This window comes from Orrella daihaiensis (genome assembly GCF_022811525.1).
GTDB lineage: Bacteria > Pseudomonadota > Gammaproteobacteria > Burkholderiales > Burkholderiaceae_B > Algicoccus > Algicoccus daihaiensis.
Genome location: NZ_CP063982.1, coordinates 485,093 through 498,396 on the forward strand (window position 1 = coordinate 485,093; position 13,304 = coordinate 498,396).

Genomic DNA, 13,304 nt, shown 5'->3' on the forward strand with positions numbered 1-13,304 from the left:
GTGTATCTGACCCGAAACATTCAGCGTAGTTCAAACTTAAACCTTTTGTGGCGTTGTGGTTTTGTTGCAATGAAAACTTCCCAAGCTAGAACCTGGAACTGCAGCCGGCTCAAACCCGGCGTTGATGGATTGACTGTGGTCGGCCAGTTGGGGCAGTCATTGGATGGACAGATAGCAACGGCCACAGGTCATTCGAAATATATCAACGGTGATGGCGGGTTGGCACACCTGCATGCGCTGCGTGCCTGGGCTCAAGTGGTGGTTATTGGCGTGGGGACGTTGGTTGCGGACAACCCGAGGCTGACAGTGCGCCTGCTCAATGGGCAAAGTCCCGACCGGGTAGTGATTGATCCATCCGGACGCGCACCGGCTGATGCCACCTGTCTATTGGATCAGTCAGTTCGGCGGGTGATATTGACTGCACCTGGTCACACCAGAACGGATTTACCAGCCGGTGTGCAACAAATCCATTTCGGGGGGTTAGAGTCCGGACAAAAGATTGACCCAGAGCAGCTTCGCCAGTGGTTCGCTAGCCAAGGTTGGCAGCGAGTGCTGATAGAGGGTGGTGCAGCGACCTTGGCTGTTTTTTTGAATAAAAGTTGCCTTGATTATCTACACTTGATCACCTCACCATTGATCCTTGGTCCTGGGGTTGCCGGCATCCGGACAATTGGTCTGTCCCAGCTATCCGAGGCTAAGCGCTTTAAGGCTCAAGCCTTTGATTTGGGTCATGACCTGCTAATGGAGTGTGCTTTTTAGTGATTGCCCAGCGCCTGGGCGAAACGCTTGCCTGATTCTTCCCACGTCGGTAATGTCATGGCGTGTTCGCAGGCAGCCATTTGCATCATTGCCCTGGTCTGGCGATCAGAAATCACTAGTTCCAGAGTCGTCTTGATGGCCTGGATGTCGTCTACGGGCACCACTTTTGCAGCGATGGTTGCCAACGTTTGTGCGCAGGCGCCACCATCAGTCCCGACGACGGGCAGTCCCCAAGCGAGTGCTTCGGTGTATGCCATGCCATAGCCTTCATAGCGTGACGTCAGCACGAATACATCTGCAGCCTGATACTGCTGGGCGAGTTGTTCTGTCGATAGTGCTCCGAGCAGCGTGACCCGATTTTGTAGAGAAAGCTGATTTATCAATTCTTTGATTTGATGGGTATGGTCTGGCGCACGGTGCTCATCGCCCACGATCGCAAGTTGCCAATTCAGATGTTGCAATTGCCCAAGTGCCTTAATCAAAACATCAAAACCCTTGCGCGGCACTATTGCGCCCACCGATAATAATTTGACGGGCAGCTCTGGATTTGCAGCTTCGACAGGCGCTCGAGCAGGTTGGTCGGGCCGATCAATGCCAGGCTCAACCACGGTGATTTTGGTGGGTACAACCTCATACCGCTCGACCAGTGTTTGCTTGGTCGTCTGGCTTGTGACAATCACACTTTGTGCGTGTGACAGCGCTTCGTGCTCGGCCCGCCTCAGTTCTTGAGCAGTTTGTTGGTCGATGCCAGACTCTAAAGCTAGAGGGTGGTGTACCAGAGCAACGAACGGTCGCTTATTTTTTATTAGTTCGGCGTATTGTCCCAGTGCACCAAGTGCCAGGCCGTCAATAACCAGCGTATGACTGCTATCTGTTCGGGCCAGAAGATCGGCAGTTTGCTGTTTGATGTTTGCATCAACCGCCGGAAACCTTGGGTCAAGGCTTAATGGCGTGACTTCCCAACCGAGCGTTTGCAGCTCGGCCAGGATACGCTTGTCGTATAGGTAACCCCCGGTGAGGGTGTTTAGGTCTCCCGGGAATGCTAACGTTAGTTGTCTGGCCACAGCTTGCTCTCGTACGATGCGCGAGCAACGTGCGATTCAGCAATTTCAATACGAATGGCATGTAACTGTTTGCCGTCGCGTCCAAGTTCGCCTGCGCGAGCGGCTTTGGCTAGTCCATCAAACAGATATTTGGTTAGGAACTCGGTAGTTGTGTTCTGGCCTTTGAACGCCGGCTCCTCATCAAGATTCTTGTAGTTGAGGGGGGCAAGCAGGCTTTTAAGCACTTCATGTGCGCGGCCAATGTCGATCACGATGGCGTTTTCATCGAGAGTTTCGGCATAGACGGCAGCATCAACGACGAAAGTTGCGCCATGTAATTTTTGTGCGGGGCCAAATACTTCGCCTTTAAATGAATGGGCGATCATGATGTGATCGCGGACTTCGACAGCGTACATAAAACCTCCTTAAGGGTAGGCAATCACTTGGCACAGGCGTGCTTGCCCTGGACCGAGAATATTAGGTATTTGTTGCGGCAGTTCGTGGAAATTGACGGCTGGCTCAAGCAATCTATCAAGGCGCGGGTCAGCCAATAAATTTAGTGCCGCCCGTAACCGACGGTTATAACTCCAGCGAGGTTGGTGAGTTTGCTCAATGTGTCCCACCTGGCAAGACTGCAGCCGTAATTGCTGGCTGTGGAATGTACCTCCCAATTCAATAGTCACGGTACGGTTGCCATACCAGCTCAGTTCGACGATACAGGCTTCATTGCCAGCAACCGAGAGTGCGTCTTGTAGCCCGGACTGATGACCACTTGCATGAAATACGACATCGCAGTTCTCAAGGTCAGTCGTATTGGCCGCATAGCGAATACCCAATTCCCGACAGATGATTTCCCGCTCCCTGACAGGATCCACCAGCGCGACCTCGGCTCCCGGCATTCGGCTACAAAGATAAGCCACTAACAGTCCCACCACACCGCCACCGATGATGGCGACTCTGTCCGCAGGCCCAGGCTTACCCGTCCAGACGGCGTTGAGCGCAGTTTCCATGTTCGCAGCCAGCACTGCCCGACTAGCCGGCACATTGGCTGGCACCTCTGCCAGCATCGCCACCGGTGCATCAAACACGGTCTGGTGCGGCCCGAGGCTAAACACGGTCTTTTGTAGCCAATCGCTAGGGCCGTCGGTCACCCGACCAACGTTGCAGTAACCGTAGGCAACCGGGAATGGGAGTTGTCCACCCATGAGCGGGGCTGCCATGCGATCGAACTCACTGTCTGGAACCTCACCGTTGTAAATCAACGATTCAGTACCTCGGCTCACCGCACTAAAAATAGTGTCAATTCGGCAATGGTCGGCTGCTAGTGTGCTTAAGTTCGCCGGCCTGATTTCGGCGACTTTGGGCGCCACGTACCAAAGTGCCAGCGCGCTGGCTGTTAGATCTGAGGGTGTAACCACAAAAATATTCCAGTCGGTAACGAGGAAATCTGCATCCTAACAAAGGCGGTTGCCCTATACTTTACAAAGCAACTGAATTGTAGGGCAGCCCCAGCGTTAACGGACTGGCGCTGTCGGGGTGCGGCAAACGCAAAGTTGTCGATCAGACCCCGTCTCATTTTTTCCGTGCTTTTTTCTGGAATAGCTCACATGACGCGACGCCGTGTCTTGTTTGTGTTGATGGTTGCGCTCTCGGTGATTGGGACAACCTGGTTAATGGCGCTTGCCCTTGCCAAAGGTGGATGGTCAATACTTGACACAGTCGCACTGGTTTCATTTGTGATCGTGATGCCGTGGCTGGCGGTCGGGTTTTGCAATGCCGTCATTGGATTCTTGCTCGATATTTTTGCGCGTGACCCGCTCAAAAGCACCAACCCAATGGCAGCGGGCATAGACCTTGATTCGCAGGTCAATGCCTCAACTGCCTTGTTGTTGTGCATACGAAACGAAATGCCCGCTCGTCTGGTTCGCAACCTGGAAGCCCTGGCGCGCGGTCTCATAGCGGGCAATGATGCCGGACAATTCCATGTTTACGTTCTGAGCGATACGACTGATCCTCAGATCGCTGAACAAGAGGTGGTGGCCTTTGAGCAACTGGCTCAAGACTGGCAGTCTCATCTGGCGTTGACGTATCGGCGCCGCACCGACAACCGAGGCTACAAGGCAGGCAACATCCAGGACTTTTGTGAGCGCTGGGGGGCTGACCACGAGTTTGCAGTGGTCCTGGATGCGGACAGCCTGATGAGTGCCCAAGCCGTTCGGCGTCTCGTTCTTATCATGCAGGCCAATCCGACACTAGGTATTTTGCAGGGACTGGTGGTGGGCCTGCCCGCGACTGGGGCATTCACCCGGTTGTTTCAGTTTGGCATGCGCCTTGGAATGCGTTCCTACACCTTGGGCAGCGCGTGGTGGCAGGGCGATTGCGGTCCCTACTGGGGTCATAACGCGGTGTTGCGGCTAGAACCATTTATCCGTGATTGCCAGCTACCGGTATTTGTTGATCGCCATGGAAAGCAGACTCACATTCTGAGTCATGACCAGGTCGAAGCGGTCTTGATGCGTCGGGCGGGGTATGAGGTGCGTGTTTACCCTTTTGAAGACGAGAGTTATGAGGAGAATCCTCCTAACTTGATCGATTTTGTAATCAGGGACTTACGTTGGTGTGCGGGCAACATGCAGTACTGGCGGCTGTTGTGTCTTCCAGGCTTAAAGCTCAGCAGTCGTGTGCAGCTAATCTTGGCCATGCTGATGTTTGTTGGGGCGCCAGCCTGGATCCTCTTACTCGGTTCCTTGGGATGGTCAGTGCATCAATCATCACTTAAGCAAGTTTTTGATGTTCCGCTAATCACAACGGTATTTACGGTCGTGGTCTTAATGACCATACTTCCGAAACTTGCGGCCGCTTTGGCGATTCTGTTGCGCACACGTGAGCGTCGCACATTCGGTGGTGGGTGGCGATTTGCTGCGGGCTTTGTGGTCGAGACGATATTCTCTGCCGCTATCACGCCCGTTTTGTGGGTTTCTCAAACGGTGTTGCTGGCAGGTTTGCCGTTTGGCAAGCGTATTAGTTGGGCACCGCAAAATCGCGATCAACATCAGATCAGTTGGCATAGTGCGATTCGGGTTTTCAGTTTGCACACGATGGTGGGGTTGGGGTTGGGTTGGCTTTGGATTGATTGGCATGTGCCCGCGACTTGGTGGATTGCCTATTTCGTGGCCGGTTTGTGGTTATGCATACCGCTGGCCGTCATCACATCGTGGCCGGCCACGGGGCACTTGTTAAGCCGATGGCACTTAGCGAGCGTGCCGCAAGAGTTTGTCAAAGATGGCTTTTTGAGTCATCTGAATGGCCAGCCGTTGCCAGTTAGCGACGCCACTTTAGGCTCGGTGACCTCACTTCAGAGTGGTCAGTAACTGATGGGCTTGCTGGCTTTGTACCGGCGTGTTTTCAAGTTGCTCGGCCATGATCGTGTAACAGCCTACTGGTTGATGTTGGCTAATGTCCTTCTAATCGGCGCGTTATTGGCTGAGCCCATTTTGTTTGGGCGTGTCATTGATGCCTTGACCCAATTAAGTGCAAACGACGGTGTCGCGTACAGCGACATGTGGCATGTCGTGAGTCCGCTGCTACTGACTTGGGTGTTGCTTGGCTTGTTTGCGATTGTCTGCTCGGCGCTGATTGCCTTATATGCTGACAGACTTGCACATCATCGGCGGCATGTGGTTTTACGTGATTATTTCGAGCATGTGTTGCAATTACCGGCGCACCATCGACACACCCAACACTCGGGCCGTCTCATGAAAATCATGCTGCAAGGCACCGACGCACTTTGGGCATTGTGGCTAGGTTTTTTCCGGGATTATTTTGCAGCTTTTGTGGCGGTGGTTGTGTTGATGCCTGTCGCATTCTATTTGAATCCAGCGATGGCGACTCTATTGTTACTGCTGTGCCTGATATTCGTTCTCTTAACTCGATTCATCTTGCGTAAAACCGACCAACTGCAGCAAGCTGTCGAGAGTCACTATTCGGACATGGCCGAGCATGTCTCAGATAGCTTGGGCAATGTCGCCCTGATTCAAAGCTTTGCCAGAGTGCGACATGAAGTTGACCGGCTCAAACACCTGAGCCATCAGGTGGTCGGTGCCCAGTTCCCGGCACTGTCGTGGTGGGCGTTGGTTAACGTCCTTACCCGTTCAGCAACGACACTGACGGTGCTGGCCATGCTGGTGCTTGGTTTATGGCTGTTTGGACAGCAGCGTATTTCGATTGGCGAGATTGTGACGTTTATTGGTTTCGCTGGCTTGATTATTGGACGACTAGAACAGTCGGTGAGTTTTGCGAATCGATTGTCGGTTGAAGCACCGAAGCTTCGAGAGTTTTTCGATGTGTTGCAAACGGCACCCCAGGTGACAGAAGCACATGACGCGATTGATCCAGGCAAGGTGCAAGGTGCGATTGAGTTTCGCCATGTTCGCTATGCCTATCCGCAAGCCGATGCATGCGCAGTTAGTGACTTTAACTTGAGCGTGAAAGCGGGCCAGACGGTTGCTCTTGTTGGGCCATCGGGTGCCGGTAAATCAACTGCCTTGGCGCTGTTATGTCGTTTGTTTGACCCGCAGGCAGGTGAAATCTTGATCGATGGTCACGAAATTCGACAGTGGCGGTTAGAGGCCCTGCGCCGCAATATTGGCGTGGTGTTTCAAGAGAACTTGCTCTTTAATCGAAGCGTTGCTGACAACTTGAGAATCGGTAATCCAGAGGCAACTGTCGATGAGCTGCGCCGGGCTGCCGCTGATGCATGTGCACTGGAGTTTATTGAAGCTTTACCGCAGCAGTTTGCCACGCCAGTGGGTGAGCGAGGCCGGTTTTTGTCTGGGGGGCAGCGTCAGCGCTTGGCGATTGCTCAGGTGTTGCTCAAGGATCCTGCTATCGTTGTGTTTGATGAGGCAACTAGCGCGCTTGATGCGCAAACTGAACGTTTGGTGCAACAAGCTATGCAACGGGTGCGTGAAGGTCGTACGACACTGATCATTGCGCACCGGCTATCGACCATTCGGCACGCAGATCAGATTGTTTATATGGCGGATGGGCGCATTTGTGAGATCGGCACGTTTGAGGAGCTAGTGGCTAGGCAAGGTCACTTTGCAGACATGGTGCGCACACAGTTTTCTGAAAAGGAGAGGCAGCTTGGGTGAGTTTTCTGCACAGTGGCTAGCCTTGAGAGAGCCCGTGGATCATGCCGCACGAAGCGCTCGAGTCAGGGATGTTTTATTGGCAGATCTGCGCAAGCGTCACGGGGAGCAATTATCAGGCTTAAGCATATTGGACCTTGGTTGTGGATCCGGTTCTAATCTGCGTGCGATCGCACCGCACTTGGGTGGGCAACAGCGCTGGTGTTTGGTTGATTATGACGATGCATTGCTAGATGCGGCGCGCCTGGCTTTAAAGGCTTGGGCTCATGTGGTTGTCTCGGAAACTACCGATTCCCTTCAGATTATGTATGGTGATCGTGATATTGAAATAACGTTTCGCAGCGCTGATTTATCGGGTGATCTTCAAACGGTACTTGCTTGGCCAGCCGATCTGGTCAGTGCCTCGGCTTTGTTCGATTTGGTGTCGCGTCAGTGGGTCGATAGGTTTTGTGACGCATTGCGTACACCACTGTACGCGGTATTAAGTTTTGATGGTCAGATGCAGTGGGAGCCTGAGCACCCATTTGACCAGACTGTCAGGCAGGCATTCTGTATGCACCAAGCGACCGATAAAGGGTTTGGGGCTGCGCTTGGCCCGAGTTCCGGCCGCTATCTGTGTGATGCTCTAAAGCAGCGCGCTTTTGAAGTGACCATCGATAAAAGTCCCTGGCAAATCGAAGACCTGCCCTCGGCGTTTCACGACATGTTGATCGACGGGATTGCGCATGCTGTCCTTGAAACTGGCAGTCTTGGGGAGGCTGACATGGATACATGGCTCGCCTACCATCGGCGGGCGAGTCTATGCCTCATCGGACACGATGACCTCTATGCTTCAGTACCTTGATTGCGGTACAGTTTTCGGATGTTTAAAACTCTCACGCGGCTAGCGTTCATCCTGATAGCCTCATTGTTGCTGTTGCTGGTGACCGGGCTATTGTTACTGCAAACGTCCGTGGCCAACGTCTTGGTAGAGAACCGTTTGCGTGCTTGGGTGCATCCGGCCCTGCAAGTCAATGGTGAAATTCAATTTGCCGTGCTACCAAGGTTCGGCATTGACCTGCGCGATGTGACAATTCCGAGTCAGACTGGCTCACATCCCGCCTTATCTATCGGGCAGTTACGGTTTGAAGTATCGATTGCTGCCTTATTTAAGCGCGAGCTCATATTGGAGAGTCTGTATGGTGATGGTCTGGAAGTCTTCAAGTCGGGCCAGTCGTGGGGATCGTTCGTTGATGATGTTTGGCTGGCGTCCGCGCTGAACAGAGATAACCTTTTACGTGACTGGGGGACTACCGACTCTAATGCAGCAAGTCGCTGGCGTTTACTGGTCAAGCAAGCGCTTTTTGAAAATATCGCGGCCTATGCAACAGATGCCCGGGAAAGGGACACCCCTTTGGGGACGCTGCGGCAGCTTGAACTAAAGGCCGATGTCCATTGGCCCCGGGTGGCGGGCACTCAGGCTAGTCTGGGCTTTAGGCAGCTGTTTGTTAATGACGTCGAAGCCTTTGGTCACACACCGGCGTTGCTTGAGCAGCTTGGCCTAGTGAGCCAAGGGGCATGGGATGTCATGTCCATGGATAGCAATTGGGAGTTTGCCCAAGCAAAAACTGATCGTAATCCTGATCAGGTACTGTTGTTGAGATCTTTGGCTGCTAACGGTGCATGGGGTGAGTTAACAGCAGCTTCTGGCTCGGTCAATCTCGGGACGGGTGAAATAGCGATCCCGATGCAAGTGCTATTGACCAATACACCGAAATTCAAAAGCCGTGCGCTGGAAATAACGGTACGTCAATCCCGGATGCAATTTCAGTTGACCGGTACGATCAGTGATCCAGGGGTGCAGTGGTTAACGCGTCCAGGTGCAAACCGTTAAACTTGGCAGTGGGTGTAACTTATCTGACAGATCAGTCACTAAAAAATGTCGTCTGAATATGAACTAATTGTGGGTTGTCCCAAAGTAGCCAATGAGGATGGGCGGCGCTTTGAACGTCGCTGGTTGTTGGTCGATGAGCAGTTTGCATGGGACCGTGGGCGCTATGCTGACAAACTATCTGGCGTGCAGATCAGCATTAGCTTTGGCAATATGGTGTTGCGTGCACCTGGTATGTTGCGTCTGGACCTACCGATGGACGTGATCGAAGATGATGACAGCGTATGGCGCGAGGCTCGTGTTGACGAACAAATGCTTAAAGTTGTCGATGAGGGTGATTTGGCTTCGGTATGGTTCAGCAATGTGGTTGGCTGCCCTTGCCGACTGGTAAAGGTTCATCCTGACGAACCAACACCCCAATTTCAAACCTGATTTTTACGCGGCAGTTGTTTTCTTGGCCGTTAGCGCTCGATATTTGGCCATCAAGGTCTCTTGGCCTTCTTTGAAGTCTGGATGCAACTCAATACATTCCACTGGACACACCACCTTGCATTGCGGCTCATCAAAATGACCCACACATTCGGTGCATGACATTGGATCAATCACATAAAAGTCTTCACCCATCGATATAGCATCGTTGGGGCATTCCGGCTCGCAGACGTCGCAATTGATACATTCTTCAGTGATGCGTAGTGCCATGATGATATTTTGGGAAGGTCAGACGGCAGTTTGTCCATGCGGCCAAGACTGCTCAAGCCGCTCTTTGGCTTTGGCTTGCAACCATCGCTCAACCGACGGAAACACGAATTTACTCACATCCCCACCCAGTAAAGCGATTTCCCGCACGATTGTGCCGGAAATGAATTGATACTGGTCCGACGGTGTCATGAACAGTGTCTCGACCTCAGGTAACAAGTGTCGGTTCATACCAGCCATCTGAAACTCGTATTCAAAGTCTGATACTGCGCGCAAACCCCGCACAATCACGCGTCCACCTTGCTCCCGGACAAAATCTTTCAGTAGTCCGGCAAAGCTTTCAACACGTACGTTGGGATAATGACCTAGTACTTCCTTGGCGATTTCCACTCGTTCCTGTACGGTGAAAAAGGGCTTTTTGGCGCGGCTGTGAGCAACGCCCACCACGACCTCATCAAATAGCCCTGCCGCGCGCCGCACGAGATCCTCATGGCCACGCGTTAAGGGGTCGAATGTTCCGGGGTAAATAGCGGTAATCATGGCATTTCGTCGCGCTGAAACAGTTGATAGTGTACGGCACCTGCACGTCCTTGACGCAGTGCAATATAACCTTCCGGCGGCGTTAGTGCTCGCTCTGTCTCAGCGTAGACCAGACCTTGCTTGCTTAGCAAGGGGTATATGTCGTTCAGCAGACCGGGAAACCAGCTTGCACCAAAAGGTGGATCGAGGCAGATGAGATCAAATCGCGTGTTTTCAAGTCGGGATAGGGTGTGTTTAGCGTCACCGGCATGGATCCTGACAGATTTGGCTGCAAGTTTGTCGCGTAATTTTCGTAGTGCTGCGACAGCGCTCGGGTCTGATTCAACCATCTGAACGTGCATCACGCCTCTGGATGCGGCCTCAAACCCGAGCGCACCACTGCCGGCGAACAGGTCAAGTACCTGCTTGTTGCCAAAGTCGCCCTGCCACAAGTGATTGAGCCAGTTAAAGAGGGTCTCGCGCACCCGGTCAGGTGTTGGTCTAAGCCCGGGCACATCCACGACAGAAATCGGTGTGCGTCGATACTGACCACCAACGATCCGAATATACTTTCCCATTATGTTCAGATTCTTCCGTAAAAAAGACCGCCCACAGTCATCTGATGCTCAGACAGAGTCAGTCAGTGACATTATCGTTGATTCGCCTAGTTTGCCTGCTATCGAGCCGCAACAGGCTCCCCCCGCACCCCAAGCGTTAGCACAGCCCGTGCCAGAGTCGGCCAGCCAATCATGGATGAGTCGTCTGCGCCAGGGGTTGGCCAGAACCAGTATCGGTGGGATTTTTACAGGCAGCAAAGTCGATGAAAGCCTGTATGACGAGCTAGAGTCCGCACTCATTATGAGTGATGCAGGGGTGCAGGCCAGCACGACCTTGATAGAGGCACTTAGACAAACGGTTCGTAAAGAGCGTCTTCAGAGTGCGCAAGAGGTGCGCGAGGCACTGACCGATGTGCTCACGGAGCATTTGCGTGCATTGGAAAAGCCGTTTGAAGTGGGTGCGATCAAGCCTTTGGTGGTCATGATTGCAGGTGTCAACGGTGCCGGTAAGACAACCTCGATTGGCAAACTTGCACACGCTTTGCAGGCAGGCGGTGCGCGGGTGTTGTTGGCAGCCGGGGATACGTTTAGGGCGGCCGCCCGAGAGCAATTGATAGAGTGGGGTAACCGCAACCATGTGGCCGTGATCGCGCAAGAGGGGGGCGACCCTGCTGCAGTGGCATTTGATGCGGTTACAGCCGGTCACGCTCGTCACATGGATGTGGTGATGGTGGATACTGCCGGTAGACTGCCAACACAGCTGCATTTAATGGAAGAGCTCAAGAAGATTCGAAGGGTGATTCACAAAGCTGATCAAACGGCTCCACACGAAGTACTGCTTGTGGTTGACGGCAACACTGGGCAAAACGCCTTGGCGCAGGTCAAGGCATTTGATACTGCGTTAAATCTGACCGGTCTGATTGTGACCAAGCTCGATGGCACCGCCAAAGGTGGTGTGCTGGCGGCGCTAGCCTCGGGTGCTCAAGGTTGTCGTCCGATTCCGGTCTACTGGATCGGTGTGGGCGAGCAACTCGAGGACCTGCAGCCATTTGTGGCCCGAGAGTTTGCTCAGGCCATGCTAGGCACTCACTAATCCCAAAAATGGTCCGCGCGCTTTAGGTTTTTGAATGCAAGTTCGGCCTGTTTGGTCAGAACGCTTAAGCGAGAGGCTATCCAGCCAACGGCAAACCATGCTGAGGGTTGATCTTCGCGGATGCCTTCGAATTTCTCGCGAGCAACGTAAAGATCATTCATCTCACCCAGAATGTCTTGAATGCGGCTTAGACGCTGGCGATAGTTTTTGAGTTTTTTGGCTGGCAGCAGTGACTCGGCAAATTGCAAACCGTACCTGAGACGCTTGGCAAGTTTTCTGAGGTCATGCTTTGATTCGATCGGCAAAGCGTCGAACCGCAGCCCATCGGCAAGTACCTTTTGATGCCATTTGAACAATTGTTTGCCCAGCGCATCTCGCACATGGGCAGGTTTGTGTTTACGTGGGTCGTGTGCAGGCGATGGCTGCAAGTCGGCCTGAAGCGGATGCGCGCCCACAGTCCAAGCCAGCAATTCAGCTAACCAGCGCTGAAATTCGGGCTTGGCGGTAATCGATGTTGACGCTTCTTCCTCTTGCCTGGCATTTAAATCAAGTGGAGGTTGGCCAGCAGCACTTAATTCCGGCATGACCGTTTCACGCAACACATCGTCGTCACGAGCTGTGCCGAGCGCTGAAAAATGTATTTTGAGTTCATCGCGCCATGGTTGAGGCGGCAAATCGGTTAGCTTTTGAAACAAAGACCACGCCGAGCGCAAGCGTCGGATACCGACGCGCAGTTGATGCGTGTGTTCGGGCGTGCTGGCCCGGTAAAAGCCCTCAGTGTCGATTTCAGCCAGCACGGCTGCATTACGCCCAATCTGATCCAGGCATTCAATGGTGACGGCTGCGAGCGCTTGAGCAGGCGTCATCTGATTGTTCAGTTTGATTGTCTGGATTGGACGTGGCGCCCAGTATGAAGCTACTACTTTAGCGCGAGCTGCGGTTGTGGCCGCATCGTCGATCTCGCCCAAGTTCGCCAGCCTGGACGCGAGTGCGGCCAAGGTGGTGCCGCGCTCGGCCTTACTGCGTAGGTCCAGTATGAGGTTGTAGGCGGTGAGCCATTTGAGACCCAACAGAAACATCGCGTGCGGGCGGCCAGACACAAGCTCAAACTCTACTTCAGATACAGGTAGTCTCAGTTCGCCAGCCTGGATGTGGCCTTGATCCAATGCAACTTCAACCACCCCGGCAGTCGTGCGGATTTTTCGGTAGAGTCGCTTGACATCGGTTTCATAGGCCACTGCAAGTTGCTTGCCGTGCTTGTCAATGATGCCAGCGGCTGGCGTGTTGGCATAAACCGACAAGTCCAGACTCGCGTTTGGGCGAGGGTGATTTAACTCGAGCTTCTCAAGGCGATGTGCACCGGGCATTTTGAGGGTCTGTACCCAGCGACGTCCCTCTAGTCTTAGGCGTAGAGCGACGCCCGATTTGGCCAGATTTGATGTCGGTGTATCGAAATACTGAGCCCGCAAACGCACGCTCGAGACGGTTCCGCGACGCATTGCTTTCTCAACGCCAGTGCGTGAGGAACGTGGGACATGGAGTTTAAGCTCTTGCTCGGACATTCGGACATACACTTACAAGGATAATGTGAAGAGTGTACTGACAATCGTCGCGCTA

14 protein-coding genes are annotated in these 13,304 nt (G+C 53.3%); 7 read left to right on the forward strand and 7 right to left on the reverse strand.

The genetic code is table 11. The annotated features are described in order from the left end of the window. The first annotated feature begins 69 nt into the window (after positions 1 to 69). Positions 70 to 759, forward strand: a complete 690-nt coding sequence (locus DHf2319_RS02340) for a RibD family protein (RefSeq protein ID WP_243479199.1) — start codon at positions 70 to 72, stop codon at positions 757 to 759. On the opposite strand, the gene DHf2319_RS02345 is transcribed toward DHf2319_RS02340, so the two are convergent. From DHf2319_RS02345 to DHf2319_RS02355, 3 genes are read right to left on the reverse strand one after another with little or no spacing between them, the layout of a single operon-like run. Next, positions 756 to 1,823, reverse strand: a complete 1,068-nt coding sequence (locus DHf2319_RS02345) for a glycosyltransferase family 4 protein (RefSeq protein ID WP_243479200.1) — start codon at positions 1,821 to 1,823, stop codon at positions 756 to 758. The two genes, DHf2319_RS02340 and DHf2319_RS02345, sit on opposite strands and share 4 nt — an antisense overlap. Beyond that, the gene (locus tag DHf2319_RS02350) at positions 1,808 to 2,218 is read right to left on the reverse strand and encodes a 6-pyruvoyl trahydropterin synthase family protein (protein WP_243479201.1); all 411 of its coding nucleotides are present in this window, start codon (positions 2,216 to 2,218) and stop codon (positions 1,808 to 1,810) included. Before DHf2319_RS02350 ends, DHf2319_RS02345 begins: the two co-directional genes overlap by 16 nt. Before the next feature lie 9 nt (positions 2,219 to 2,227). Next, the gene (locus tag DHf2319_RS02355; RefSeq protein ID WP_243479202.1) at positions 2,228 to 3,220 is read right to left on the reverse strand and encodes a zinc-dependent alcohol dehydrogenase; all 993 of its coding nucleotides are present in this window, start codon (positions 3,218 to 3,220) and stop codon (positions 2,228 to 2,230) included. 189 nt (positions 3,221 to 3,409) lie between these two features. On the opposite strand from DHf2319_RS02355, the gene mdoH reads away from it, so the two are divergent. Genes mdoH through DHf2319_RS02380 form a run of 5 tightly spaced genes read left to right on the forward strand, consistent with a single transcriptional unit; the run spans position 3,410 to position 9,254 of the window. Beyond that, entirely contained in the window at positions 3,410 to 5,173 is a 1,764-nt protein-coding gene (gene mdoH / locus DHf2319_RS02360; RefSeq protein ID WP_243479203.1) for a glucans biosynthesis glucosyltransferase MdoH, read from the forward strand. A 3-nt stretch (positions 5,174 to 5,176) separates the two neighbouring features. Continuing rightward, positions 5,177 to 6,955, forward strand: a complete 1,779-nt coding sequence (locus DHf2319_RS02365) for a glucan ABC transporter ATP-binding protein/ permease (protein WP_243479204.1) — start codon at positions 5,177 to 5,179, stop codon at positions 6,953 to 6,955. Further along, positions 6,948 to 7,796: a class I SAM-dependent methyltransferase gene (locus DHf2319_RS02370; RefSeq protein ID WP_243479205.1), complete on the forward strand. Its 849-nt coding sequence runs from the start codon at positions 6,948 to 6,950 to the stop codon at positions 7,794 to 7,796. The genes DHf2319_RS02365 and DHf2319_RS02370 overlap by 8 nt, the downstream gene beginning before the upstream one ends. Before the next feature lie 18 nt (positions 7,797 to 7,814). After that, positions 7,815 to 8,825, forward strand: a complete 1,011-nt coding sequence (locus DHf2319_RS02375; RefSeq protein ID WP_243479206.1) for an AsmA family protein — start codon at positions 7,815 to 7,817, stop codon at positions 8,823 to 8,825. A 45-nt stretch (positions 8,826 to 8,870) separates the two neighbouring features. Further along, positions 8,871 to 9,254, forward strand: coding sequence for an MOSC N-terminal beta barrel domain-containing protein (locus DHf2319_RS02380; RefSeq protein ID WP_243479207.1), 384 nt, complete (start codon positions 8,871 to 8,873; stop codon positions 9,252 to 9,254). Positions 9,255 to 9,257: 3 nt separating this feature from the next. On the opposite strand, the gene DHf2319_RS02385 is transcribed toward DHf2319_RS02380, so the two are convergent. The 3 genes from DHf2319_RS02385 to rsmD are packed head-to-tail and all read right to left on the reverse strand — an operon-like array spanning position 9,258 to position 10,615. Continuing rightward, the gene (locus DHf2319_RS02385) at positions 9,258 to 9,521 is read right to left on the reverse strand and encodes a YfhL family 4Fe-4S dicluster ferredoxin (protein ID WP_243479208.1); all 264 of its coding nucleotides are present in this window, start codon (positions 9,519 to 9,521) and stop codon (positions 9,258 to 9,260) included. An 18-nt stretch (positions 9,522 to 9,539) separates the two neighbouring features. Next, entirely contained in the window at positions 9,540 to 10,058 is a 519-nt protein-coding gene (coaD, locus tag DHf2319_RS02390; protein ID WP_243479209.1) for a pantetheine-phosphate adenylyltransferase, read from the reverse strand. Continuing rightward, positions 10,055 to 10,615 carry a 16S rRNA (guanine(966)-N(2))-methyltransferase RsmD gene (rsmD, locus tag DHf2319_RS02395; protein WP_243479210.1) on the reverse strand — a complete coding sequence of 187 codons (561 nt, stop codon included), beginning with the start codon at positions 10,613 to 10,615 and terminating at the stop codon, positions 10,055 to 10,057. Before rsmD ends, coaD begins: the two co-directional genes overlap by 4 nt. Position 10,616: 1 nt before the next feature. On the opposite strand from rsmD, the gene ftsY reads away from it, so the two are divergent. Beyond that, positions 10,617 to 11,687 carry a signal recognition particle-docking protein FtsY gene (gene ftsY / locus DHf2319_RS02400; protein WP_243479211.1) on the forward strand — a complete coding sequence of 357 codons (1,071 nt, stop codon included), beginning with the start codon at positions 10,617 to 10,619 and terminating at the stop codon, positions 11,685 to 11,687. Here ftsY and DHf2319_RS02405 read toward each other — a convergent pair. Continuing rightward, positions 11,684 to 13,249, reverse strand: coding sequence for a CYTH and CHAD domain-containing protein (locus DHf2319_RS02405; RefSeq protein ID WP_243479212.1), 1,566 nt, complete (start codon positions 13,247 to 13,249; stop codon positions 11,684 to 11,686). The genes ftsY and DHf2319_RS02405 overlap by 4 nt on opposite strands. Positions 13,250 to 13,304: the final 55 nt, after the last annotated feature.

Coding starts and splice junctions, on each gene's coding strand:
- DHf2319_RS02340 (WP_243479199.1), top strand. CDS start 70: ATGAAAACTTCCCAAGCTAGAACCTGGAACTGCAGCCGGCTCAAACCC.
- DHf2319_RS02350 (WP_243479201.1), bottom strand. CDS start 2,218: ATGTACGCTGTCGAAGTCCGCGATCACATCATGATCGCCCATTCATTT.
- mdoH (WP_243479203.1), top strand. CDS start 3,410: ATGACGCGACGCCGTGTCTTGTTTGTGTTGATGGTTGCGCTCTCGGTG.
- DHf2319_RS02365 (WP_243479204.1), top strand. CDS start 5,177: ATGGGCTTGCTGGCTTTGTACCGGCGTGTTTTCAAGTTGCTCGGCCAT.
- DHf2319_RS02375 (WP_243479206.1), top strand. CDS start 7,815: ATGTTTAAAACTCTCACGCGGCTAGCGTTCATCCTGATAGCCTCATTG.
- DHf2319_RS02380 (WP_243479207.1), top strand. CDS start 8,871: ATGTCGTCTGAATATGAACTAATTGTGGGTTGTCCCAAAGTAGCCAAT.
- DHf2319_RS02385 (WP_243479208.1), bottom strand. CDS start 9,521: ATGGCACTACGCATCACTGAAGAATGTATCAATTGCGACGTCTGCGAG.
- coaD (WP_243479209.1), bottom strand. CDS start 10,058: ATGATTACCGCTATTTACCCCGGAACATTCGACCCCTTAACGCGTGGC.
- rsmD (WP_243479210.1), bottom strand. CDS start 10,615: ATGGGAAAGTATATTCGGATCGTTGGTGGTCAGTATCGACGCACACCG.
- ftsY (WP_243479211.1), top strand. CDS start 10,617: ATGTTCAGATTCTTCCGTAAAAAAGACCGCCCACAGTCATCTGATGCT.
- DHf2319_RS02405 (WP_243479212.1), bottom strand. CDS start 13,249: ATGTCCGAGCAAGAGCTTAAACTCCATGTCCCACGTTCCTCACGCACT.